19 protein-coding genes and 1 riboswitch are annotated in these 23,977 nt (G+C 44.7%); of the genes, 15 read left to right on the plus strand and 4 right to left on the minus strand.

Features of this window, described 5'->3' with window-relative positions; genetic code table 11:
* The first annotated feature begins 34 nt into the window (after window positions 1-34).
* Window positions 35-544 carry a YwgA family protein gene (locus D4T97_RS00570; protein ID WP_126046639.1) on the plus strand — a complete coding sequence of 170 codons (510 nt, stop codon included), beginning with the start codon at window positions 35-37 and terminating at the stop codon, window positions 542-544.
* Window positions 545-932: 388 nt separating this feature from the next.
* Here D4T97_RS00570 and D4T97_RS00575 read toward each other — a convergent pair whose 3' ends face one another.
* On the minus strand, window positions 933-1,118 hold the full coding sequence (locus tag D4T97_RS00575) for a 2-hydroxymuconate tautomerase (protein ID WP_120119157.1): 186 nt from the start codon (window positions 1,116-1,118) through the stop codon (window positions 933-935).
* Between the two features lie 235 nt (window positions 1,119-1,353).
* Between D4T97_RS00575 and D4T97_RS00580 the strand changes: the two genes are divergently transcribed.
* From D4T97_RS00580 to D4T97_RS00595, 4 genes are all read left to right on the plus strand, one after another.
* Window positions 1,354-2,010, plus strand: coding sequence for a site-2 protease family protein (locus D4T97_RS00580; RefSeq protein WP_126046641.1), 657 nt, complete (start codon window positions 1,354-1,356; stop codon window positions 2,008-2,010).
* A gap of 23 nt (window positions 2,011-2,033) precedes the next feature.
* Window positions 2,034-2,546, plus strand: coding sequence for a YwhD family protein (locus tag D4T97_RS00585; RefSeq protein WP_126046643.1), 513 nt, complete (start codon window positions 2,034-2,036; stop codon window positions 2,544-2,546).
* Window positions 2,547-3,125: 579 nt separating this feature from the next.
* Entirely contained in the window at window positions 3,126-4,844 is a 1,719-nt protein-coding gene (locus tag D4T97_RS00590; RefSeq protein ID WP_126046645.1) for an ABC transporter ATP-binding protein, read from the plus strand.
* Window positions 4,841-6,691 carry an ABC transporter ATP-binding protein gene (locus tag D4T97_RS00595; RefSeq protein WP_235872115.1) on the plus strand — a complete coding sequence of 617 codons (1,851 nt, stop codon included), beginning with the start codon at window positions 4,841-4,843 and terminating at the stop codon, window positions 6,689-6,691. The genes D4T97_RS00590 and D4T97_RS00595 overlap by 4 nt, the downstream gene beginning before the upstream one ends.
* Before the next feature lie 74 nt (window positions 6,692-6,765).
* Here the strand turns inward: D4T97_RS00595 and D4T97_RS00600 are convergent, their stop codons facing one another.
* Window positions 6,766-8,820 (minus strand): transglycosylase domain-containing protein, encoded by a 2,055-nt coding sequence (locus tag D4T97_RS00600; protein ID WP_126046647.1) that lies wholly within the window; start codon window positions 8,818-8,820, stop codon window positions 6,766-6,768.
* A gap of 238 nt (window positions 8,821-9,058) precedes the next feature.
* Here D4T97_RS00600 and D4T97_RS00605 point away from each other — a divergent pair, with 238 nt between their 5' ends.
* Window positions 9,059-9,511, plus strand: a complete 453-nt coding sequence (locus tag D4T97_RS00605; RefSeq protein ID WP_232019342.1) for a DUF1934 domain-containing protein — start codon at window positions 9,059-9,061, stop codon at window positions 9,509-9,511.
* On the plus strand, window positions 9,508-11,178 hold the full coding sequence (gene argS, locus D4T97_RS00610; protein WP_126046648.1) for an arginine--tRNA ligase: 1,671 nt from the start codon (window positions 9,508-9,510) through the stop codon (window positions 11,176-11,178). The genes D4T97_RS00605 and argS overlap by 4 nt, the downstream gene beginning before the upstream one ends.
* On the opposite strand, the gene D4T97_RS00615 is transcribed toward argS, so the two are convergent.
* Both D4T97_RS00615 and cls read right to left on the minus strand, forming a co-directional pair.
* A complete protein-coding gene (locus D4T97_RS00615) occupies window positions 11,123-11,494 on the minus strand; it encodes a hypothetical protein (RefSeq protein ID WP_126046650.1) in 372 nt (123 codons plus the stop codon). The genes argS and D4T97_RS00615 overlap by 56 nt on opposite strands.
* Window positions 11,495-11,674: 180 nt before the next feature.
* A complete protein-coding gene (cls, locus tag D4T97_RS00620) occupies window positions 11,675-12,877 on the minus strand; it encodes a cardiolipin synthase (RefSeq protein WP_126046652.1) in 1,203 nt (400 codons plus the stop codon).
* A gap of 118 nt (window positions 12,878-12,995) precedes the next feature.
* A riboswitch (cobalamin riboswitch) is annotated at window positions 12,996-13,200 on the plus strand.
* A gap of 122 nt (window positions 13,201-13,322) precedes the next feature.
* Between cls and D4T97_RS00625 the strand changes: the two genes are divergently transcribed.
* The 8 genes from D4T97_RS00625 (at window position 13,323) to D4T97_RS00660 (ending at window position 23,839) form a co-directional block, all read left to right on the plus strand.
* Entirely contained in the window at window positions 13,323-14,291 is a 969-nt protein-coding gene (locus D4T97_RS00625) for an ABC transporter substrate-binding protein (RefSeq protein ID WP_126046654.1), read from the plus strand.
* Window positions 14,254-15,315, plus strand: a complete 1,062-nt coding sequence (locus D4T97_RS00630) for a FecCD family ABC transporter permease (RefSeq protein ID WP_126046656.1) — start codon at window positions 14,254-14,256, stop codon at window positions 15,313-15,315. The genes D4T97_RS00625 and D4T97_RS00630 overlap by 38 nt, the downstream gene beginning before the upstream one ends.
* A 1-nt stretch (window position 15,316) precedes the next feature.
* Complete coding sequence (locus D4T97_RS00635) at window positions 15,317-16,654, plus strand: ABC transporter ATP-binding protein (RefSeq protein ID WP_235872146.1); 1,338 nt, start codon at window positions 15,317-15,319, stop codon at window positions 16,652-16,654.
* 509 nt (window positions 16,655-17,163) lie between these two features.
* The gene (locus D4T97_RS00640; protein ID WP_126046660.1) at window positions 17,164-19,278 is read left to right on the plus strand and encodes a 4Fe-4S dicluster domain-containing protein; all 2,115 of its coding nucleotides are present in this window, start codon (window positions 17,164-17,166) and stop codon (window positions 19,276-19,278) included.
* 127 nt (window positions 19,279-19,405) lie between these two features.
* Window positions 19,406-20,593: an acetyl-CoA C-acetyltransferase gene (locus D4T97_RS00645; protein ID WP_126046662.1), complete on the plus strand. Its 1,188-nt coding sequence runs from the start codon at window positions 19,406-19,408 to the stop codon at window positions 20,591-20,593.
* 15 nt (window positions 20,594-20,608) lie between these two features.
* The gene (locus tag D4T97_RS00650; RefSeq protein ID WP_126046664.1) at window positions 20,609-21,460 is read left to right on the plus strand and encodes a 3-hydroxybutyryl-CoA dehydrogenase; all 852 of its coding nucleotides are present in this window, start codon (window positions 20,609-20,611) and stop codon (window positions 21,458-21,460) included.
* A 48-nt stretch (window positions 21,461-21,508) separates the two neighbouring features.
* On the plus strand, window positions 21,509-22,645 hold the full coding sequence (locus D4T97_RS00655) for an acyl-CoA dehydrogenase (protein WP_126047985.1): 1,137 nt from the start codon (window positions 21,509-21,511) through the stop codon (window positions 22,643-22,645).
* Window positions 22,646-22,675: 30 nt separating this feature from the next.
* The gene (locus D4T97_RS00660) at window positions 22,676-23,839 is read left to right on the plus strand and encodes an acyl-CoA dehydrogenase (RefSeq protein WP_126046666.1); all 1,164 of its coding nucleotides are present in this window, start codon (window positions 22,676-22,678) and stop codon (window positions 23,837-23,839) included.
* Window positions 23,840-23,977 lie beyond the last annotated feature (138 nt).

Consider the following 23,977-nt stretch of genomic DNA (forward strand, 5'->3'; position numbering starts at 1 on the left):
TGGAAAAATAGATAGCGGGGGTTGAGCAAGAGTTATGCTGCATGATCATCAAAAATTAATGAGCGTCTTTGCCCTGGCAGGCGAAATCACAGGAAGAAAAAAGCTGCAAAAGATGGTTTTTATTGCAAAAAAAATGAAGTTTCCCTTCCAGGAAAAGTTCGAATTTCATTTTTATGGTCCATATTCTGAAGAGCTGACATTAAGGGTTGAGGAATTATGCAATTTTGGTTTCATAGAAGAAGTCAAGGAGGATAAGGGCGGGTACAGCCAATATCGATATGCCATCACTTCTTCCGGGCATGAGTTCTTTGAATCGGAACCAATGGATATCCCCCAATTAAAAGAATGCCTGAACGATATGAATGGACAGAGCTCCCGCTTTCTTGAGCTTGTATCTACTATTCTTTATTTTGAAGACCTGCCCAAAGAAGAAGTGGTAGAAAAAGTGGCAGACTTAAAAAGAAAGCAAAATTATTCTATAGAAGAAATTGATGAAGCCTATGAATACATTGAAACATTAAAAAAGACAGCTTATTCGCATTAAACCGCGGACAGGCTGTCTTTTAAGGATTTGTCATTACTGGCCAGTTTTGACCGTTCAGGATGTGCCGCTTTCGCTTTCTCATTGTCCAGCGACGCACGGGATGTGCTAGTGCAGGCGAAGCGACAGGACGTCGCTGACTGAGCCTGCCTGCAGCGCCTAGCCCCTCGAGGTCACAAGCCTGCAAGGAAGCTAATTCAGGATGAAAGTGCTCCTGTGCCATAGCTTATTCGAGGAAGTCTTGTTCAACTCGTCGCAAAGCTGCACGAAGCAACTCAAGGAAGTTTCACATGATGTGATTGAAATCAGCTGATTCCCTGTGGTAGCTGAAGAACTGCCTCCTCGGGAATCGTCTTGTTTGCCTGAGCTGACCAAGGTGCTTTCGCTTTTCTTATTCGTCGCAGGCCCTTTTTCCGGCAACGGCATAATGGTTTTTCGTCATTTCTTCAATTACAATGGTGACAGCTTCTTTGGATGCGCCTGTTGTTTCAACAACAGCATCCGTCACTTTTTCTACAAGCGCTTTCTTCTGGTCATCCGTACGTCCTTCAAACATTTTTACTGTTACAATTGGCATATATAATTTCTCCCTTCGTTCATGTCGTACATAAAAATTGTATTCTTTTTTTAAAAGAGGGGCAAGGACGGGTTGTGTGAAATGAGTCAAAAGCAATAATTTTGTATAATGAACCAATAGACTAGAATAAAAAGAAAAGCGCAAGGTGCAAGTCAAGGACTAGCATAAGGCATTCCCAAGGGAAGTTGCTTGATGCGGCGGCGCCTTAGGGCTAGATTGAGAAGGGGTTGGATATGTGGAGAGGTTTCTCGCGTTTCCTATAGAACAAATTCCGCTTGTAGCGGCGGTATTATTAATTGCATTTACAGTGCATGAATTCGCTCATGCCTTTACGGCGTATAAGTTTGGAGATCCAACCGCAAAAGATCAAGGAAGGCTTACCTTGAATCCGATTCAGCATTTGGATCCGATTGGGACGCTGTTGATTTTTATTGCGGGTTTCGGATGGGCGCGGCCAGTCCCTGTGAATCGTTATCATTTTAAAAATCCAAGGTTGGCGGGGATTATTGTTTCTTTGATGGGGCCAATCAGCAATTTTGCTCTGGCGGTTTTGGGTACGGCGATACTGTTCCTATTGATGGTAACGGGGATTGCAGGACAACTTCCAATTTTCGTCACCCAATTTTTCAATTTATTCGTGTGGATGAATGTACTGCTTTTCGTTTTTAACCTACTGCCTGTTCCACCTTTAGACGGTTACAGAATTATAGAAGACTTGGTATCTCCTTCGCTCAGGGCGAAGATGACACAATATGAGCAGTATGGTTCGCTTATATTTCTGATACTGGTAATCACACCATTATCGAATTATACAATCAGACCAATATTGAATACTGTCATCCCGTTTTTTGTAAACAGCATACAAAGTGTATTTGTCATGTTTTTGGGTTAGGGAAAAAAGGGAGGTAATCTGATATGGAACAAAACAAGAGAAAATTGGAATTTAATATTATTAAAGACGACCCGACTATGGGGCATAAGGGATACGGCGTCGGTTCATTGAGTTTGGAGAACATTACACCCGTTATGCTTGATGTCGAGGAGGGGGAGGCGTGGATCGAGGAACAGGCGATGCATGCCCGGAGTAAAACGGAGCGGGGCGTTAAATATGTAAAAGACCGGAGCGAATTCCCTGAAGAAGGTGCAAAAAAATATTGGGTCATTTGGGTCGCTGTAGATATCAAGGAAGGCGGAGCTTATTATGCAGGTGTTACAGCGTGTGAATTGTACATTAACCGGCCAGCCCGCCGAGGGTACAAATCAATGCCTGAACATGTAAACCATATGGATAAGGCGATGAAAGGGAAAGTGGTCGTCGATAACATGGACGCTGATTCTCGGAAAGTCCTAGCGGACTTCCTGAAAAGCCATGACGAAGGCATGTGGGAGCGCTCTAGTACAGAGTTCAAAGAAGAATTTGAGAAGTGAATTTTCAGAAAAAAATGTCGAGCTTCGGCGAAATTTTGAACAATCTATGACAGTTGTCAAAAAGGAACATTGCCATCTTGCCGATTGCTGGGAAAGTAAGTAAACTTAATATAGTTTGCACTGCAAACTGGGACAAAGAAAAGCGAAAGCGCTCGTATAGCGACGTACAGACTGGAGTGCTTCCGACGAGATAAAGGAAACACGGCGACGAAGGCCGCCTCAGACCGCCACATCCTGTGGCTTCGGTGGCACTAGGACGTCCTGTCCGTCGGAGCCGACGTTGACTTATCGTAGGCAAGCCGCTCCTTGAATGACTTCGTGTGATACTTCCTGAGTAAACATCGTGCAGCTTTGCGACGAGGTGAGCATAAACTCCCTTGAATATGCTGCGCCGCAGGAGCACATTAGTCGCGAAGTCTGCTAGTCGATAGGCACTTTCGCCAATCAGCAAAAAACTTGAGGCCGCACACCTCAAGTTTTTTGCTTTTTAAAGGAGAAAATAAAAATGAAATAAGTAGTTTTTCAACTTGGGAAAAGTTATCATTTAAGTACAAAACAAATACGGGAAGTGACCGTTAAATGATAAAACATATTAAACCGTATTATTTAAATATAATGGCTGTTGTAGTTTTGACTCTCGGGGGGATTATGCTTGAACTTCTTCTCCCAACACTGATGGCCAATGTGGTCGATATCGGAATTGTCAACGGCGATATAAATTACATATTGAAAACCGGCGGTTTAATGCTAGTTTTTGCATTGGCTGCGATTGTTCTTATGACTGGGGTCTCCTTCTTCGCATCAAAAACCGCACTCGGTTTCGGCAGAGATATAAGACGAAGTCTGTTTGTCAATGTAGAGAATTTTTCATTGCAGGCTTTTGACAAAATTGGTACAGCTTCTTTGATTACAAGGTCGACAAATGATGTAAAACAGGTGCAGGATGTCTTGAATATGATCCTGCGGATGATGACTAGGGCGCCATTGATGCTAATTGGTGGCATTATCATGGCTGTAACAAGGGAACCTGGTTTGTCGGTAGTTTTTTTAGGAGCCTTGCCGCTTTTGGCCATTTTGATTTTCATTATTTCACGAAAAGCGATTCCTCTCTTTGTTTCGTTACAGAAGAAGACTGACAAGTTAAATTTGATTGTCCGCGAAAACTTGACTGGAGTGCGGGTGATCCGAGCCTTCAATAATGAAAACCATGAGAAAAAGCGTTTTGATGCCGCGAACCTTGATTTCCGTGATACCGGAATTAAGGTGAATAAAATGATGGCCGTACTTTTTCCCGTCATGATGATTGTCATGAATTTTACAAGCGTTGCAATTGTTTGGTTTGGAGCTGTCCGCATAGATCAAGGGATCATGCAAGTTGGTAATCTAATGGCATTCTTGCAATATTCCATGATGATTTTAATGTCGCTCATCATGCTGTCGTTTGGATTCATCATGATTCCGCGTGCGAAAGCTTCCATGGACAGGATTAATGAAGTGTTAAAAATGGAGAACGATATAACAGATACCGAGCGTCCAAAGAATGTGCAAAATGGGCAAGGAACAGTGGAATTCAGGGACGTCACGTTCAGATACGCCGGTGCGGAAAAACCTGTTATTAAGGATATTTCTTTTAAGGCAAAAAAAGGAGAGACCACTGCGATCATTGGAAGTACAGGATCCGGGAAATCAACATTAATTAAATTGATTCCAAGATTTTATGATGTGGAAAAAGGTGCCGTTTTGGTAGACGGTGTCGATGTAAGAGAGTTGCCGCAGGAAACCTTGAGGGCGAAAATTGGTTATGTACCGCAGAAGGCTTCTTTATTCAGCGGAACGGTTGCGGAAAACTTGCGATATGGGAATGAAGAAGCCAGTGAGGAAGACATGTGGAAAGCATTGGATATCTCGCAGGCGGCGGAATTTGTAAGAAATAAGGAAGAGGGAATCAAATTAATGATCGAGCAGGCAGGTGCGAACCTGTCAGGTGGCCAGAAACAGCGGCTGTCCATTGCCCGGGCATTGATCAGAAAGCCGGAAATCTACCTTTTTGATGACAGTTTCTCGGCTCTGGATTTTAAAACAGATGCAAGATTAAGAGCGGAGCTGTCAAAAGAGACCAAGGATGCAGCCATTATTTTAGTTGCCCAGCGTGTGAGTACCGTCACTGATGCCGATCAAATTATTGTCCTTGAAGAAGGGGAAGTGGCGGGTATCGGCACGCATCAAGAACTGCTGGCAGAAAACCGGATATATCAGGAAATTGTATCTTCGCAGCGGGCAGAGGGGGAAGGCGCATGAGCAGGCAAAGTCATGGAAGGTCCAGTTTTCGGCCGAGACCGGGAGGAGGGCCCGGGCATGGACACGGGATAGCTCCTGGGGAAAAACCAAAAGAATTCAAAAAGACGCTTAAAAGATTGTCAGGTTATTTGAAGCCCCGTAAATATCAGCTTCTGTTTGTTGCTCTTGCAGCCGTTTTTTCCACTTTGTTCAATGTTGTTACGCCGAAGCTGCTGGGAGATGCGACATCCTCCATTTTTTCAAGTATGACAAAAGGAATTGGCATCAATTTTGCTTTTTTACAGAAATTGCTGCTTACACTTCTAGTCCTTTACGTCATTTCGGCTGCATTCACCTATTTGCAGCAATATTTGATGGCAGGGGTTTCCCAGAAAACAACGGCCGAATTGAGAAAAGAAGTATATGAAAAACTTGGGAGGATGCCCTTAAGCTATTATGACCGGCATCCGCATGGAGATATTTTAAGTCGTGCAATCAATGATATCGATAATATTAACAACTCCATCCAGCAGGCGCTGTCACAAATCATCACATCGCTGATTGCCATTATCGGAACAATCATCATGATGATCGTGATTAGTCCGATATTGACGCTTGTTGTATTGATCACTTTCCCATTAAGTGCTTTGGTCATTCGCTTTGTGGCATCTTTTTCCCAGAAGCATTTTGTCAATCAGCAAAAGGAACTTGGGAATGTGAACGGACATATTGAGGAAATGTTTTCCGGGCATCAGGTTGTCAAAGCGTTCGGGCATGAAAAAGCAGCTATCAAGGAGTTTGATGAAATCAATGAACGCCTGTATCAATCCGGGTGGCGGGCGCAATTTATAAGCGGGATCATGATGCCGCTTATGAACTTTGTTGGAAATCTTGGTTATGTCATTGTCAGCATCGGCGGCGGGCTTCTTGTACTAAACGGAAACATCCGGATCGGTGACGTACAGGCATTTATCCAGTATTCCCAACAGTTGACACACCCAATGACTCAAGCAGCAGGCATCGCCAATATGATTCAGACGGCACTTGCCTCGGCAGAAAGAATTTTTCATCTTTTAGATGAAAAAGAGGAACGGAAAGAAGAACCTGCTGACGTCAATCTGGATCAATTAAAAGGGGAAATTACGTTTGACCATGTTCGCTTCGGTTATGAAAAAGACAAACCTATTATTAAAGATTTAACCTTGGACGTTAAGCCCGGCCAGACGATTGCCATCGTGGGACCTACAGGAGCAGGAAAAACGACGATTATCAATCTACTGATGAGGTTCTATGAATTAGACGGCGGACGAATTTTAATTGACGGAGTCGATATAAGCGACCTATCACGTGAACAAGCAAGATCTATGTTTGCAATGGTGCTTCAGGATACGTGGCTGTTCAACGGCACAATCAAGGACAATATTGCATATGGGCGTGAAGGGGCAAGCAAAGAAGAAATCATTCACGCAGCCCAAAATGCCTATGCCGATGACTTTATCCGGACGCTTCCCGATGGTTACGAGACTGTTTTGGGAGAGGATGCTTCAAACATATCCCAGGGGCAGCGCCAGTTGATTACAATTGCGAGAGCAATTCTGTCTGATCCCAAAATATTGATCCTGGATGAAGCGACAAGCAGTGTCGATACGAGGACGGAAATGAATATCCAGCGGGCCATGAACAAACTGATGGCGGGCCGCACAAGCTTCGTGATAGCGCACAGGCTCTCCACCATCAGGGATGCTGATGTCATTTTGGTCATGAAAGATGGGGATATTATTGAAAAAGGCTCCCATGAAGAATTGATGGAATTGAACGGTTTCTATGCCGATTTATACCAGAGTCAATTTACTGGAAAGGCAAGCTAAACAAAGCCCCCTCGCTGATGAGGGGGCTTCGCTTTGTGAGGTTTTAAAAAATTGTACAAGCGTGATAGCCGCACTTAAAATATGCGCTCCCACCACCGCTTTTTCTTTTCTTTTTTAACCTTGATAGGCTCCTTATCAAGCTCATGTAAATGTTCGGTGCAAAATTCTGCGGGTTCTGTTCCTTTCACAAAGTAGGTGAGCCTAAAAACAGGGCAAGAATTGGTCGCTTTTTTACCATTGACAGGATCAATTGGAACTGCCATCACTTTCGCTGGAGGCGAAAAGGCATGCTCTTTTTCATCCTGTCCATCAAGGGCCCGCTCCATGAAGCGGATCCAAATATTTTTTGCATATAACTTATCTTCCGTTAAGGTAATTTCCTTTCCTTTGTCATATCCCGTCCATACAACAGATGCCAATTTTGGTGTAAAGCCCGCCATCCAGCTGTCGGAGTTGGTGGACCCGGACTTGCCCGCGTATTCCCGGCTCATCTGATTTATCACGGAAGCTCCAGTGACTGTGGCGTATCCATTTAACTTTTTGTCAAACATCCCCGTCATCATATGACTCAGAACAAAGGCAAGCTCTGGTTTCAAAACCTGCTCTTTGGGGCTTGGAGTTTCATAAATCAATTTTCCATGAAAATCCTCCACCCGCACAATGAAAACAGGTTCAATCTTTTTCCCACCATTTGCAATGATGCTATAAGCGTTAAGCAACTCAACTGGTTTAACTCCTGAAGTCCCCAAGGCAAGGGAAGGGACCTTTTTCATCTTTGTAGTGACTCCAAGCTTTTGGATCGTGTCGACCAGGATATCCTGTCCGAGAAACAGATGGGTTTTTACAGCGTAAACATTGTCCGATAATGCCAGCGCCTGAGCCATCGTTACTTCGCCATTTGCGTACTGGTTGTTGTAGTTATGAGGAATATATTCATCCTGTCCATTGCTAAACTTGAAGGTCGTCGGTTCACTCCGCAAAAGGGTTGATGGAGTAAAGCCATGTTCCAATGCGGCATAATAGAGAAGAGGTTTTATTGTTGAACCTGGCTGCCTTACAGCCTGGGTCGCCCTGTTAAAAGAGCTTTCGTTATAATCTCTTCCGCCGACCAGAGCAGTGACATATCCCGTTTGGGGATCCATCGCTGCAAAACCCGCTTGGATATCGGATGTTTCTGATATCGTTTCACTAATGGCCTTTTCCGCCACTTCCTGTTGTTTTACATCAAGAGCGGTGTAGACTTTCAACCCCCCCAGGGCAATGCTTCTATCATCCAGTCCTGCCTTTTCCTTCAACTCTCGTTTTACGGTATCATAGAAATAAGGTGCTATTTCCGCCTGATGATGGGGATGTTTGCCGATTATGACCAGTCGTTCTTGTGAAGCGGCTTTTGCTTCCTGAGCTGAAATCACTTCGGTCGTTTCCATTGCACCCAACACAAGTTTTTGCCTAGCCTTTGCCTTTTCTACAGAAATAATGGGAGAGTAAATTCCTGGTCCCTTAGGAATGCCGGCAAGCATCGAAGCTTCGGCAAGCGATAGATCCTTCGCGCTTTTTCCGTAATAAAATTGGCTGGCAGCCTCGATTCCGTAAGCTCCGTGCCCAAAGGATATGGTGTTAATATAGCCTTCGAGTATATCATTTTTATCGTAATTGACCTCAAGACGAATGGTATAAAATGCCTCGAGCAATTTCCTGGACCAAGTTTTATCAAGTGTCAAAAAAAGGTTTCGGGCGTATTGCTGTGTGATTGTGCTGGCTCCCTGGACTTTACCCATTGCTTTAATATTTGCAGCCAGGGCACCGCCGATTCGTTTCAAATCAAAACCGTGATGGCTATAAAAGGTGCGGTCCTCTATCGCAATGATTGCATTTGTAACGTCAGCAGGCACTTCATCCAGCGAAATCCAATATCTTTTTTCCCCGCTGTTGCTTTCGCCAATGACAGAGCCGTCTGATGCGTAATATAATGTAGATTGAGGAATGGCTAGTGGAGGCGGACCAAGGATTTTGATCCACAGCCAAAACGATATTAATAATATAGTGACGGCTGCAACAGCCAAAATTGACAAAACGGAAAATATCCGCAGTGCCCGCCATCTCTTCTTTGATCCTGTGACTGCTTCCAAATCCTCACCTCCTAAATTCTAGCAATCTCACTCACCAGTATGAGAGAAAAGATAAGAATTTATTCATGGGGAAGATATTATTTCCTTTCAACTTTTAAATAAATGTCCTGACAAAATATATTCCTGATTATCGATATGCTCTGTTATAAACAACAGGATTTTGCTCAATTACAGCCGATACATGGACTTTCAAACGAAATTTTTCTATAATAAATAGGTTACATTACATATAAAGGGTGTGGCAGCATTGACAGCGGATGTTCAAACTCCGGTCAAAATTCATCTCACAACAAAAATCCGTCTGGATGGAGAAGAAGATACATTTGAAATGATTTTGTTTGGTTGTTATTACCGCAAAAAAAATGCGGTTTTTCTAAAATATGATGAAGTCCAAGAGGAAGGGACAGTCCATACGCTTGTAAAGGTTGATGATGAGGAAGCTACGATTTTCAGAAAAGGAATTATCAATATGCGTATGAAATTCCGTCTGAATGAACAAAAGGACGGAACCCATGCGAGTGAATACGGCAGCCTGCTACTGTCCACGGACACGAAAAAGCTTGCTCTTCAAGAACATGCTGATAAATGTGAAGGAACAATCAATCTGGGTTATGACTTATACATGCAAGGTACACATGCAGGAAAGTACGATATGGAAATACAGTACAAGGAGGAAACAGGGAATCTATGAACGTAGTGGAACAGAAGCAAGAGAAACTGAAGCACGAAATTAAAAACGCCATATTAAAAGCAGGATTGGCCACAGAAGATCAAATCCCGGCAGTTGTATTGGAAACGCCAAAAGACAAGGCGCACGGTGACTACTCCACAAATATGGCTATGCAGCTTGCCCGCGTGGCGAAAAAGGCACCCCGGATGATTGCTGAGGATATCAAAGCGCACGTAGACACCTCTGAGGCATCCATCGAAAAAATTGATATTGCTGGACCTGGCTTTATTAACTTTTATATGGATAACAGCTATTTGACGAAGCTTGTGCCCACTATCCTTGAGGCAGGGGACGAATACGGCCGTTCGGGAGCTGGAAAAGGCGAAAAAATCCAAGTGGAGTTTGTTTCTGCAAACCCAACAGGGGACCTTCACCTTGGCCATGCGCGAGGAGCGGCAGTCGGCGACGCGCTGTGCAATATTCTTGATAAAGCAGGTTATGACGTTTCAAGGGAATACTATATTAATGATGCAGGAAATCAAATAAATAACCTGGCTTATTCTGTTGAAGCTCGTTACTTCCAAGCGCTTGGTATGGACAAAACCATGCCTGAAGACGGGTATCACGGAGAAGATATCGTGGGAATCGGGAAAAAGCTTGCAGAGGAGTACGGCGATAAGTTTGTTCATGAAAGCGAAGAAGACCGCGTTGCCTTTTTCCGCCAATATGGATTGGATTTTGAGCTTGAGAAATTAAAGAATGTGCTGGAACAATTCAGAGTCTCTTTTGATGTATGGTATTCCGAGACATCATTATATAAAAACGGAAAAATTGATGAGGCTCTCGAACTGCTTCGCGAAAAAGGCCACATTTTCGAAGAGGACGGAGCGACCTGGTTCCGGTCAACTGATTTTGGTGACGACAAAGACCGGGTATTGATTAAAAATGACGGCTCTTACACGTATATTACGCCGGATATTGCTTATCACCTGGATAAAATCAACCGCGGGTTCGACAAGCTGATCAATATTTGGGGAGCCGACCACCATGGATATATCCCAAGAATGAAAGCAGCTATAGAAGCACTGGGCTTTAACCCTGATCGTCTCGAAGTGGAGATCATCCAGCTCGTCAACCTATATAAAGATGGGGAAAGAGTGAAGATGAGCAAGCGTTCGGGGAAAGCTGTGACGATGACTGAACTGATTGAAATGGTCGGACTAGATGCAGTTCGTTATTTCTTCGCCATGAGAAGCGCAGACACGCATATGGACTTCGACCTTGATTTAGCAGTCGCTGAGTCAAATGACAACCCTGTGTATTATGCGCAGTACGCCCATGCGCGAATTTGCAGTATCTTACGTTCTGCAGATGAAAAAGGGATAGCTGTTGATGCCGGCACCGATTTCTCTGCTCTGTCCAGCGAAAAAGCGACAGATCTCCTGAAAAAGCTTGGTGAATTCCCGCAAGTCATCGCGGAAGCCGCAGAAAAGAGAATTCCACACCGCATCACCAATTATATTTTTGATTTAGCGTCTGTCTTCCACAGCTATTACAATGCTGAAAAAGTATTGAACGAAGAACAGTTGGATGAAACGAAAGCGCGCCTTGCCCTAGTAAATGCGGTCCAAATCACATTGAAGAACGCATTGACACTTGTGGGAGTATCAGCGCCGGAAAAAATGTGATTAGAAAAGCGGAGGGCGGCTGCTTAGGGGCGACAAGCGCTGGAGAAAAAACAGTGAAGGCGCTCTTTGCCTTCATTGCTTTTTTCGAAGCGACCTCGAGCCCCTGCCGCCCGTAGCTGGACAATAGAAAAGCGGAGGCGCCTTGGTAAGCCCCGACAAGCACAAGACGATTCCCGAGGAGGCAGTACTTCAGCACCACAGGGAAGCTGATGATTTCAATCACATCATGTGAAACTTCCTTGAGTTGCTTCGTGCAGTTTTGCGACGAGCTGAACAAGACTTCCTCGAATAAGTTATGGCACAGGAGCACTTTCATCCTGAATAGCTTCCTTGCAGGCTTGTGGCCTCGAGGGACTGGGCGCTGTAGGCAGGCTCAGGCAGCGACGTCCTGTCGCTTCGCCTGCACTAGCACATCCTGTGCGTCGCTGGACAATGGAACATCCTCGAACTGAACAAGGCAAAATTGAAAGAGCGCCGAACGGCGCTCTTTCTGTATTTATAAAAAGTGTTTTAACATCATTCCTGTCCATTTCTTCAAGCGTGTGGTAATGGCAGGGTTATTCAGTTTCGCGATGGATGTGCGGCTGGATTTGCTAATATCCTCCTGGACGGTTCGCTCCGCTTCTTTTATGAAATCCTGATCGTAGATAAAACAATTGATTTCATAGTTAAGTTTAAAGCTCCTATAATCAAAATTGGCAGTTCCTATATCACATATTTTTCCATCTATCAAGATGACTTTTGCATGGAAAAAACCAGCCTCATATTCGAAGACCGCCCCGCCGGCTGCCAGAATTCTATGCAAATAATGGAAGGAGGCTTCCTTCACTAATGGGTGATCTGACTTATTAGGAACAAGGATTGTTACCGCGACTCCCCTGTGTATCGCTTGTTCAAGTCCAGAAACCAGCTTGTCAGGAGGGATGAAGTAAGGTGTGCCTATAAAGATGCTTTGATCCGCCTGATTGATCAGCTCCAAAATTTGCTCTTCCGCATCAACTCCTTGAGTTGGAAAGAAACGGTAAAGCATTGGCCCTTTTTCCAAAGTAGGAAAAAGAGAAATATCCTTCAAGTGGCTTCTTCCAGTTGCCTTTTCCCAGTCAAATAAAAACTCCTTCTGTAAATCCGCGATGCCCTCTCCTTCTATGCGGAGATGATAATCTCGCCAAGGTGAAAGGACCGGATCCAGATCAATATATTCCTTTCCTACGTTAAATCCTCCTACGTAACCTATTTTTCCATCAATGATGGTGACTTTACGGTGATTTCTTTGTTGAAGGGCAAAGAAGGTAAACGGGAAACGTGGACGATGGCAAAATTCGACCTCAACTCCGGAGGATCGAGCCTTCTTAATAAGCTTTTTCGAAACCATTCGGCTGCCGAACCAGTCAAGCAGCAGCCGCACCGCGATTCCATTCCTCGCCTGTTCAATCAATATGTCAAAAAACAAGTTACTGAACCGGTCATTTTTTACAATGTAAAATAGTACGTGAATATTTTTTTTCGCTTTATATAGGTCATCAAAATAATTGGAAAAAAGGTCCGGTCCGCTTGTAATTAATTGAATTCGTCCATTTCTTACAGGGTAACTGCTGCGTCTGCTCTTGATTCTATGAAAGTATCTGCCGAAAAAGAAATCCGCAGAAGCGGCAATGATAAAGATGAAGACTAAAATGATAAGACCGGCCAGCCACTTCAATGGAATACCTCCTTAAGACAGAAATTGGTTTTAACGCCTGATTAGTATTCCCAAAATATCGTTGAAAAAGCTGTGAAAGTGGAATAAATCATGTATAATTACAGTTGGTGTAAAAAAACTGCATATTTTTGGACTCGGTTGCTTTTCGTGCCTGTTTCTTAAATGGGGATGAAAGCTTAAAAGGGAAGTTGGTGAAAATCCAACGCGGTCCCGCCACTGTAAATGAGAGCGTCCTGCCATAAACCACTGTGCTTTTTATGCATGGGAAGGGGCAGAGTGCAATGACCATGAGCCAGGAGACCTGCCGATTTCAAACACCGAAAACCTGCGCGGATGGGAGAGGTGACAGACAGGCTTAATGTCTGTTTGGCTATTTCTGCCTATATACATACTCATCTCCGTCGCACAGGAGATTTTTTTATTTTTATATAGGAGGATTCACAGCATGAAAAAGATTTATTCGTTTTTAATGGCGTTAACGCTGATAGGATTTTTGGCAGCCTGCGGCAATCAAGGAGATATGGGGGAAAAGAAGCAAAATACAGAACCGAAAACTGAGCAGGCTTCAGAAGACAGCTTTCCGATAACACTTAAAGATGCGACAGATAAAGAAGTCACTATTGAAAAGCAGCCTGAAAAAATTGTTTCCCTTATTCCAAGCAACACGGAAATTCTCTATGCTGTTGGGGCGGGAGATGAAGTAGTGGGTGTCTCTGAGCACGATAATTACCCTGAAGAGGTAAAGGATAAGGAACAGGTGGCAGGCCTTGAGTTAAACATTGAAAAGATCATTTCTTTGAAACCTGATCTAGTCCTGGCGCACGGTTCAGTTGGCGACATGTGGGATTCAGGTTTAGAGCAGCTGGAAGGCAGCGGCATACCGGTACTTGTCGTCCATAATGCGGAAAGCTTTGATGAAGTGTACGATACGATTGACTTCATTGGTAAAGCGACAGGGCATACGGAAGAAGCATCAAATGTCATTGATGATATGAAAGCCAAGCTAGATGAAATTGAAAAGAAAGCAGCTGAAATCAAGGAAGATGACAAAAAATCAGTATTTGTGGAAATATCTCCCGCTCCAGAAATTTACGCTGCCGGAAAAAATACATTCATGGATCAAATGCTGAACACAATCAACGCAAAAAACTCAGTTCAAGAGGAAGGCTGGCCAATGATGAACGAGGAAGCCATCATTGAAATGAACCCTGAGGTCATTCTCGTCAACTATAACTATGTAGACAATGCAGTAGATCAGGTCTTGGACCGCAAAGGCTGGCAGGATGTGGCAGCTGTCAAAGACAAGCGGGTTTATATGGTGGACGAGAACCTTGTGAGCCGTTCCGGTCCGCGGATCGTTGAAGGAGTAGAGGAGCTTGCAAAAGCTGTTTATCCGGAAGTATTCGGGAAATAATACCCTCATAGCATACTTAGCGGCAATCATATTTTTGATTGCCGCCATTCTTGCTGGGATTTCTATAGGTTCGGTAAGGGTTCCAATTGGGGATATTGTCAATATTATCACGGGAAAAACGATGCCTATATTTGGGAATAAACAAGTAGATCCGATGTTTACCAATATAGTCATGAATGTCCGCCTGCCCCGTGTTGTGCTTGCTAGCCTAGTCGGTGCCTCGCTTGCGATTGCCGGAGCAGCTTTCCAAGGTCTCCTGCGTAACCCGCTCGCTGACCCATACACACTCGGAGTTTCTTCTGGAGCCTCTGTTGGTGCCGTTATTACTTTATTTTATCAAATCTCATTACCGTTTGTGGGAATATATACCCTGCCGCTGCTCAGTATTACCTCAGCATTCATCACCATCATTATCGTTCTTTTCTTTGCAAGAAGTATCGACAGATCCATGAAAGTGGAGACGATCATCTTAACGGGAATTATTTTCAGTTCATTTCTCGGGGCGCTTATCTCATTGATGATTGCCCTTTCGGGAGAGGAACTTCGCCAAATTATCGGTTGGCTGCTCGGGAGTGTTTCGATGAGGGGATGGAGCTATGTGCAAATCATTCTGCCATTCCTGATCATAGGGGGCTTGGTGCTTTTATTGAATACTCGGGAACTTAACGCAATTGCATTTGGCGAAGAACGAGCGCAGTATCTCGGTGTGAATGTGGCAGCAAGAAAGTTTGTGGTCCTTGCTGCGAGCTCAATGATTACAGGTGCGGCTGTTGCAGTATCGGGGACAATCGGGTTTGTAGGACTAGTTATCCCGCATTTGACGAGGATTTTATGGGGGCCAGACCATAAGCATCTATTGCCGCTTTCCATGTTGATCGGTGCGGGCTTTCTTATTTTTGCGGATTTGGCCGCAAGGATTGTCATAGAACCGGCAGAGTTGCCGATCGGTGTCATCACGGCGTTGATAGGAGCCCCTGTATTTGCTTTTATTTTGCTGAGAAGGAGAATGGAAAGAAGTGGATGAGATGCTACAAGTGGAAGAGCTTTCCGGTGGCTATTCGGATAAAAACATACTAAAAAACATATCGTTTTCGGTAAGCCGTGGAGAGATGTTCGGCATCCTCGGACCAAATGGAAGTGGGAAGTCGACGCTGCTAAAAATGATCAGCAGGCTGCTTCCGTATAAAAGCGGACAGATCACGATTGATAACCGCTCCCTTCAAACCTTTTCATCCAAAGATTTTGCAAAGCTTATGGCTGTTTTGCCGCAAGTCTCAAGTGAGGTGTTTCCTTTTACTGTAAAAGAAACAGTGGAGTTAGGGAGGTATGCGCATCAACGCGGATTATTCCATTCATGGAGCCGTGAAGACGAATCAGTCGTCCAGGAAGTGATGGCCCTGACCAAAGTCAAGGGACTTCAGGGAGTTTCGTTGCAGGAATTGTCCGGAGGAGAGCGGCAAAGGGTCTTTCTTGCCCAGGCACTTGCCCAGGAGCCAAATATTCTTATTCTGGACGAACCAACGAATCATCTTGACCTGTCACATCAAAAAGTTTTGTTGGACCAGATGAAAAGGTGGACAAGACAGCGTGGGTTAACAGTCGTCACTGTTTTTCATGATCTAAATCTGGCAGCCCTTTATTGTGACCGCCTCCTTCTTCTGGATGAAGGAGAAGTCATTCATATTGGTACGCCGGAAGAGGTGTTGAATGAGCCACAGATTCAGAAGGTTTACAAGACAATGATTGAAAAGCATTCACATCCTGAAGTGCCTAAGCCGAATATGGTACTGATTCCTGAAACAGAGAGGGATAACCGAGTTATCGATGAAAGCTATCTTTCCAGGACGGAAGAAGCTGTCATGTTCCATTCGCCCATTCCGCTAAAAACCATTGCGTCTGCCTCAACTGGCTCAGGGCTTGGATGGAAGGAAAAGTTCATCATCAACCGTAATCAGCCTTCAACAGAAAAAGATACAAAAGCTGTTGAAATGGAGGCCCAATATGATGAGCAACTTTTTACAAATTATAATACCTACCAAGAAGATGGATTTTCCATTTTATTTGTATTGACTGCCGATCGGCATCTCCGCTTCTTTCATACTTGGCTGTTTATTAATGGGCAGGTCTGCGAAAATGCACTCATCGAAGCGATGACTACTGCACTGCAAGGAAAAGAATTGGCTTTTAAAGAAAAGATTCGTCCAGCAGAAACGGATGATGGCATTGTGGTCGCTGCGACGCAAAAAGGAGTATATTTATCATCGGGAAGATCTTCTTCTGAACTTGGACAGGCTATCTTAAATGGGCTGTTGGATTCCTCGGAAAAACTATTCCAAAGCATGAAAGTGGGTATGTCAAATTGATGCCGTTTTTCTGCAGCTGTGGCTGTAGGAATCCAGTAAAAACCAATAGCCACGGATTATTCTTTCATCAATAAAAACTCCAAATAATATTATCTGTATAAGCTCTTCTTTTAGTCTGTCTCCGATTGTGAATACCAACAGGGACAGCTTTTTCATTTTAACTATAATTCACTTAGGTTCCGGGTATTTGTATATCACATAGGTTGCTACGTCCGACTTTTGGCGTTCAGGAAATCCTTAGCCCAAGTAAACCTCATAATGTCGCGACTAAAGCCCGCCGAAACCAGGACAAGGAAAGCTTCTGCAGAAAGCCATCCCACGCTTTTTCGGTGACGTGGCCTTAGACAGACGTTTTCCGCACTTCAGCTAAATTTTTACGATAATGAATAGCTGGTTGGGCTTTTGTGAATTTTCATCTTGACTGAATGCTCATTCATCATATAATAGAGTTAATAACTTTCAGAATAGTCATTTGTCGCGTAAACACACGGAAGGGGTGGTCAATTCATATGCAGGCATTGCTATTGTTGAACTGGATTGCGTTTTTGCTTGTAACGGCTTACGGCGTTTCATTATTTGTCTATGTCGTTAAAACACGCATTAAGTTTATTAAACTTGGAAATAAAGCAGAGTTTGATAATGACGTAAAAGCACGACTGAAAAATATTTGGACGTTTGTATTTGGCCAAAAAAAGCTACTAAAGGATAAAAAGAGCGGAATCATCCATGTTATGTTTTTCTACGGGTTTATCCTTGTTCAGTTCGGTGCAATCGATTTCATTTGGAAAGGTCTTGCACCGGGATCCCATCTGCCGCTCGGCCCACTTTATCCTGGATTTAAATTTTTTCAGGAAATTGTGACACTCATCATATTAGTCGCGGTTGTATGGGCGTTTTACCGAAGGTATATTGAAAAGCTTGTCAGGTTAAAACGCGGTTTCTATGCAGGTCTTGTTCTTCTTTTTATCGGGGGCCTCATGCTTTCCGTATTGCTCGGGAACGGAATGGCGCTTATCTGGCAAGGGGAAGAACTGGCATGGACTGAGCCTGTGGCTTCCGGAATTGCCGCTGCATTCAGTTGGATGAGTCCGCTTGCCGCTGGGGTGGTATTTTATATCGCTTGGTGGATTCATTTATTAATATTGCTGGCGTTCCTTGTGTATGTGCCTCAATCTAAACACGCCCACTTGATTGCCGGTCCTGCGAATGTTTACTTGGAACCGCTTGATGGCGGGAAGAAGCTCAATCCGATTGATTTCGAAGATGAGACGGCGGAAACATTTGGTGTGGGAAAAATTGATGAGTTCACAGACCTCCAGCTTGTGGACTTATATGCATGTGTAGAATGCGGGCGTTGTACGAATATGTGCCCGGCAACTGGTACAGGAAAAATGCTTTCACCGATGGATATCATGATCAAGCTTCGTGATCATTTGACGAATTACGGAGCCGCCGTAACAAGAAAGCAGCCATGGGTGCCGACGTATGCTTTTGCTAACACGCTTGGGAATCAAATAGCAAAAGCCGGAGAAGGCGAAGGAACATCCGAAGTGGCTGCAGCTTTGGATTATCAGCCGACCATGATCGGCGAAATTATCACGGAAGAAGAATTATGGGCCTGTACAACATGCCGAAACTGTGAAGATCAGTGTCCTGTCATGAATAAGCATGTGAGTCATATAATCGATATGCGCCGCTACCTTGTTCTTACCGAAGGTAAAATGAATCCGGACGCCCAGCGTGCGATGCAAAACATCGAAAGGCAGGGCAACCCATGGGGACTGAACCGGAAAGAAAAAGAAAACTGGCGTGAGCTTCGTGACGATGTACAGGTGCCTACTGTTAAAGAGATGAAAAAATCCGGAGAGGAATTTGAATACCTTCTTTGGGTCGGCTCGATGGGTGCATTTGACAACCGTAGTCAAAAGATTGCTTTGTCATTTGCAAAACTCCTGAATGAGGCCGGAGTGAAGTTTGCCATCCTTGGAAATAAGGAAAAAAATTCAGGCGATACACCGCGCCGCCTTGGCAACGAATTTTTATTCCAAGAGCTGGCAGCTGCTAATATAAAAGAGTTTGAGAAAAACGATGTCCAAAAGATTGTGACGATCGACCCTCACGCATATAATATTTTTAAAAACGAATATCCTGATTTTGGATTGGAAGCGGAAGTGTATCACCATACGGAGCTGCTTGACCAATTGGTAAAAGAAGGCCGCTTGAACCCTAAACATGCGGTGAATGAAAAAATCACCTTCCACGATTCCTGCTATCTCGGACGCTACAACGATGTCTATGATCCGCCGAGGGAAATTCTTAAGTCCATTCCTGGCGTCACTTTGGTGGAAATTGAGAGAAACCGGGAAAACGGCATGTGCTGTGGAGCCGGAGGCGGAATGATGTGGATGGAAGAAGATACGGGACAGCGTGTGAATGTTGCACGGACAGAGCAGGCTCTAGCTGTTGATCCTTCCATCATAAGTTCGGGATGCCCGTACTGCCTCACGATGCTTTCTGATGGGACGAAAGCAAAAGAGGTCGAGGATTCGGTCAAAACATATGATGTCGCAGAGCTTTTGGAAAAAGCGGTATTCGGGGAACCCGATGCTGATAAAGCTTCATAATACTTTTGAGGTGCTTCTTGAAAAGAGGCGCCTCCTTCTAAACATCTTAACCGAGCGAGCGTTCAGTCGTGATTTTGAAAGCGTTTTAAAATGGGCGTATATGGATATTTTTAAAGGAGCTGAAAGCATGGCCAGGTCAGCAATTATTGAAGGTGCAAGAACCCCGTTTGGAAAATTAGGAGGGGGCTTGAGTTCATTAAGCGCTTCCGACCTCGGAGGAGTCGCTGTAAAAGAGGCGTTGGAAAGATCAAATGTGAATCCGGAAGATGTTCATGAAGTCATCCTTGGGACAGTTTTACAGGGCGGTCAGGGTCAAATCCCATCAAGGCAGGCGGCTGAAAAAGCAGGAATTCCATGGGAAGTGAAGACAGAAACGATTAATAAAGTATGTGCTTCAGGGATGAGGGCTGTTACACTTGCCGACCAGATTATCAGGGCGGGCGATGAGGAAGTCATTGTGGCTGGCGGAATGGAATCGATGTCAAATGCGCCATACATGCTGCCCAAAGCCAGATGGGGATACAAGATGGGGGACTCATTGGTAGTTGACCTGATGATCCATGATGGGTTAACGTGTTCTTTTTCCGGCGTCCATATGGGCACATACGGAAACAGTAGTGCAAAAGAGTATGAGATTACGAGAGAAGTTCAGGATGATTGGGCGCTCAGAAGTCATAAGCTAGCTATCCAGGCCAAGGAAAAAGGTCTGTTTGCTGAGGAAATCGTTCCCGTTGAGGTTCCGCAGAGAAAAGGTGACCCGCTTAATATTGACCAGGACGAGGGACCAAGAAGTGATACATCGAAAGAGAAACTGGCTAAGCTTAAACCTGTTTTTGGCTCGGACGGAACAATCACAGCAGGGAATGCGCCGGGAGTTAACGACGGTGCGGCGGCTCTTGTATTAATGAGCGAAGAGCGGACAATTCGTGAAGGGAGAGTGCCGCTTGGGTTCATCATAGGCCATGCGGAGGTTGCTGTGGAAGCAAAGGATTTTCCGAAAACACCAGGCCTTGTCATCAATGAATTGTTAAAAAAGTGCGGAAAAACTGCTGAGGAAATTGATTTATTTGAAATTAACGAGGCATTTGCAGCCGTGGCGCTAGTAAGCAGTGAAATAGCCGGCCTTGATCCTGAAAAAGTAAATGTTAACGGCGGAGCCATTGCACTCGGTCATCCGATTGGCGCGAGTGGTGCAAGGGTCATTCTGACGCTCGCCTATGAGCTAAGACGGCGTGGAGGCGGAATTGGTATTGCTTCCATTTGTTCGGGTGGCGGCCAGGGGGATGCAGTCATGATAGAGGTACCAAAAAGCTGATTTGGAGGGGAAAAGATGCATATTGAAAAAGTGATGGTGATTGGCGCTGGCCAGATGGGTTCGGGAATTGCCCAGGTATGCGCCCAGGCAGGCTACGAGGTATACCTGAATGATTTGCAGGAAGACATTGTTAAAAAAGGGCTTGGAGTTATTCGCAAAAACTTGGATCGACAGGTGCAAAAAGAAAGAATTACTGAAGATGAAAAGGAAGGTATCCTTGGAAGATTCATCCAATCCACTGATTTAAAAGATGCCGAGAATGCGGATATTGTGATTGAAGCAGCCGTTGAAAATTTAAAAATAAAGATGCGGATATTCGAGGAATTGGATCAATATGCATCGGAACATGCCATTTTAGCTACTAATACGTCTTCCTTGCCCATTACTGAAATTGCAGCAGCAACGAAGCGTCCTGAAAAGGTGATTGGCATGCACTTCATGAACCCGGTTCCGGTTATGAAACTCGTGGAAATTATCCGAGGACTGGCAACAGAGGATGAAGTATATCAGGCGGTTGAGGAAATGACTCACCGCTTGAAAAAGGTCCCAGTTGAAGTGAACGATTTTCCAGGGTTTGTTTCAAACAGGGTGCTCATGCCCATGATCAATGAAGCAGTTTACACATTATATGAAGGAGTTGCAACCAAAGAAGCGATTGACGAAGTGATGAAACTTGGTATGAATCACCCGATGGGACCGTTGACTCTGGCTGATTTTATTGGGCTGGACACGTGCCTGTATATTATGGAGACACTTCATGAAGGCTTTGGGGATGACAAATACAGGCCTTGTCCGCTATTGAGGAAATATGTAAAAGCTGGGTGGCTTGGGAAAAAAGCGGGCCGTGGGTTTTACGAGTACAGATAATAAAGAATAAAAGCCCCTTTAAAAAAACGGATGAGGGCGGTGACAGCGATGAATCTTCAATTTACCGAAGAACAGATGATGATGAGAAAAATGGTTCGAGATTTTGCTGAATCCGATATTAAGCCAAACATTGAAAAAATGTCAGCCGGTGAGTTTCCCAGGGAAATCATCAACAAAATGGGAGAACTGGGGCTGATGGGAATTACCACTCCGGAGGAGTATGGCGGAGCAGGCATGGATTTCACTGCCTATATCATCGCTATTCATGAGCTTTCAAAAGTGAGTGCGACAGTGGGAGTCATATTGTCCGTCCATACTTCCGTAGGAACAAATCCTATACTTCAGTTCGGAACGGTAGAGCAGAAAAAAAGGTTTGTTCCAAAACTTGCGTCAGGAGAGTCTCTCGCTGCGTTTTGTCTGACTGAGCAGAGTGCCGGTTCTGATGCCGGAGCTATCAAATCAAGAGCAGTGAGGGACGGCGATCATTATATTATCAACGGTTCTAAAGTATTCATCACTAATGGCGGCGAAGCGGACATTTATATTGTGTTTGCTGTAACGGACCCTTCCAAAGGGAGCAGAGGCATTTCCACTTTTATCGTTGAAAAGGATACTCCGGGGCTTCGGATCGGAAAAGACGAAAGAAAGATGGGTCTTGATGGCTCCAGAACAGTATCGCTGACATTTGAAGATATGAAGGTGCCTGCAGAAAATCTGCTGGGGGAAGAAGGAAAAGGATTCAAAATCGCAATGGCTAATTTGAATATCGGCCGGATCGGTATTGCTGCACAAGCACTTGGTATTGCAGATGCTGCATTTGAGGCAGCTGTCGGCTATGCGAAGGAACGCAAGCAGTTCGGCAAACCGATTGCCGAGCAACAGGCGGTGGCTTTTAAACTTGCAGACATGGCCACGGCTGTTGAAGGTGCCAAATTATTGCTTTACCGCGCCGCTGATCTTTGTTCCTCCGGAAAATCGTGTGTTAAGGAAGTTTCAATGGCAAAGCTGTATGCTTCCAAGGTAGCTATGGAAAATGCAACGGAAGCGATTCAAGTATTCGGAGGATATGGGTACACAAAGGAATATCCTGTTGAACGTTTTTTTAGAGATGCAAAAGTAACAGAGATATATGAAGGAACAAGTGAAATTCAGAGGATCGTCATCAGCAAGCAGTTGTTTAAATAGAGGACTTGTGGGTTTGAGGAGGAGTCACAAATGGACTTTAAATTAAGCGAAGAACATGAAATGATCAGGAAAATGGTCCGCGACTTTGCCAAAAAGGAAGTGGAGCCGACGGCCGCTGAACGTGATGAAGAAGAGCGCTTTGACATGGAGATTTTTCAGAAGATGGCTGGGCTTGGATTGACGGGGATTCCGTGGCCGGAAAAATACGGCGGTATTGGAAGCGATTATTTGGCGTATTGCATTGCGGTTGAAGAATTGTCACGCGTCTGTGCTTCGACGGGAGTCACTCTTTCTGCCCATACATCGCTGGCAGGGTGGCCTGTTTATAAATTTGGCACGGAAGAACAGAAGCAAAAATACCTGAAGCCGATGGCAGAAGGAACAAAAATCGGTGCGTATGGACTGACTGAGCCAGGTTCTGGCTCTGATGCGAGCAGTATGAAAACGACGGCCAAGCGGGACGGTGACCACTATATACTGAATGGGTCAAAAATCTTCATCACAAATGGCGGAATCGCCGATATTTATATTGTTTTTGCTTTATTGAATCCGGAGGACAAACGGAGCTCTACGGCTTTTATCATTGAGAAAGATTTTGAAGGTTTCTCTGTTGGAAAGAAAGAGAAGAAGCTGGGGATCCGTTCCTCGCCGACAACTGAAATAATTTTTGAGGACTGCAAAGTGCCTGCGGAAAATATGCTGGGCGAAGAAGGGCAGGGTTTTAAAATCGCCATGATGACGCTTGATGGTGGAAGGAACGGGATTGCAGCGCAGGCTGTTGGAATCGCCCAAGGGGCTCTGGACGCTGCGGTTGAGTATGCGAAGGAACGGAAGCAATTTGGAAGGCCAATTGCCGACAACCAAGCTATATCTTTCAAACTGGCCGATATGGCGACAAGTATTGAAGCTTCGAGATTATTAACCTACCAGGCAGCTTGGCTTGAATCGGAAGGTCTTCCTTATGGAAAAGAGTCGGCCATGTCAAAGCTGATGGCCGGAGATACAGCCATGAAAGTGACAACAGAAGCGGTCCAGGTATTTGGCGGATACGGATATACAAAGGACTACCCTGTTGAGCGGTATATGCGCGACGCAAAGATTACTCAGATTTATGAAGGAACCCAGGAGATTCAAAGATTGGTTATTTCTAGAATGCTGACGAAATNAGGAGATTCAAAGATTGGTTATTTCTAGAATGCTGACGAAATAGAAAAGCGGAGGGCGACGTTTAGCGACGTACAGACTGGAGCGGCTTCGACGAGATAAAGGAAACACGCGGAACGCAGTGAAGCGATGTTGACTTATCGTAGGAGAAGTCCGCGAAGTCTGCTA

This window comes from Siminovitchia acidinfaciens, from assembly GCF_003605385.1.
GTDB lineage: Bacteria > Bacillota > Bacilli > Bacillales > Bacillaceae_C > Siminovitchia > Siminovitchia acidinfaciens.

What these genes read in the sequence shown, in the direction of transcription:
- D4T97_RS00625 (WP_126046654.1), top strand. Translation starts at nt 13,323, where the DNA reads ATGAAAAAGATTTATTCGTTTTTAATGGCGTTAACGCTGATAGGATTT.
- D4T97_RS00575 (WP_120119157.1), bottom strand. Translation starts at nt 1,118, where the DNA reads ATGCCAATTGTAACAGTAAAAATGTTTGAAGGACGTACGGATGACCAG.
- D4T97_RS00595 (WP_235872115.1), top strand. Translation starts at nt 4,841, where the DNA reads ATGAGCAGGCAAAGTCATGGAAGGTCCAGTTTTCGGCCGAGACCGGGA.
- D4T97_RS00635 (WP_235872146.1), top strand. Translation starts at nt 15,317, where the DNA reads ATGCTACAAGTGGAAGAGCTTTCCGGTGGCTATTCGGATAAAAACATA.
- D4T97_RS00615 (WP_126046650.1), bottom strand. Translation starts at nt 11,494, where the DNA reads ATGAAAGTGCTCCTGTGCCATAACTTATTCGAGGAAGTCTTGTTCAGC.
- D4T97_RS00650 (WP_126046664.1), top strand. Translation starts at nt 20,609, where the DNA reads ATGCATATTGAAAAAGTGATGGTGATTGGCGCTGGCCAGATGGGTTCG.
- D4T97_RS00655 (WP_126047985.1), top strand. Translation starts at nt 21,509, where the DNA reads ATGAATCTTCAATTTACCGAAGAACAGATGATGATGAGAAAAATGGTT.
- D4T97_RS00585 (WP_126046643.1), top strand. Translation starts at nt 2,034, where the DNA reads ATGGAACAAAACAAGAGAAAATTGGAATTTAATATTATTAAAGACGAC.
- D4T97_RS00570 (WP_126046639.1), top strand. Translation starts at nt 35, where the DNA reads ATGCTGCATGATCATCAAAAATTAATGAGCGTCTTTGCCCTGGCAGGC.
- D4T97_RS00645 (WP_126046662.1), top strand. Translation starts at nt 19,406, where the DNA reads ATGGCCAGGTCAGCAATTATTGAAGGTGCAAGAACCCCGTTTGGAAAA.
- D4T97_RS00640 (WP_126046660.1), top strand. Translation starts at nt 17,164, where the DNA reads ATGCAGGCATTGCTATTGTTGAACTGGATTGCGTTTTTGCTTGTAACG.
- D4T97_RS00590 (WP_126046645.1), top strand. Translation starts at nt 3,126, where the DNA reads ATGATAAAACATATTAAACCGTATTATTTAAATATAATGGCTGTTGTA.
- argS (WP_126046648.1), top strand. Translation starts at nt 9,508, where the DNA reads ATGAACGTAGTGGAACAGAAGCAAGAGAAACTGAAGCACGAAATTAAA.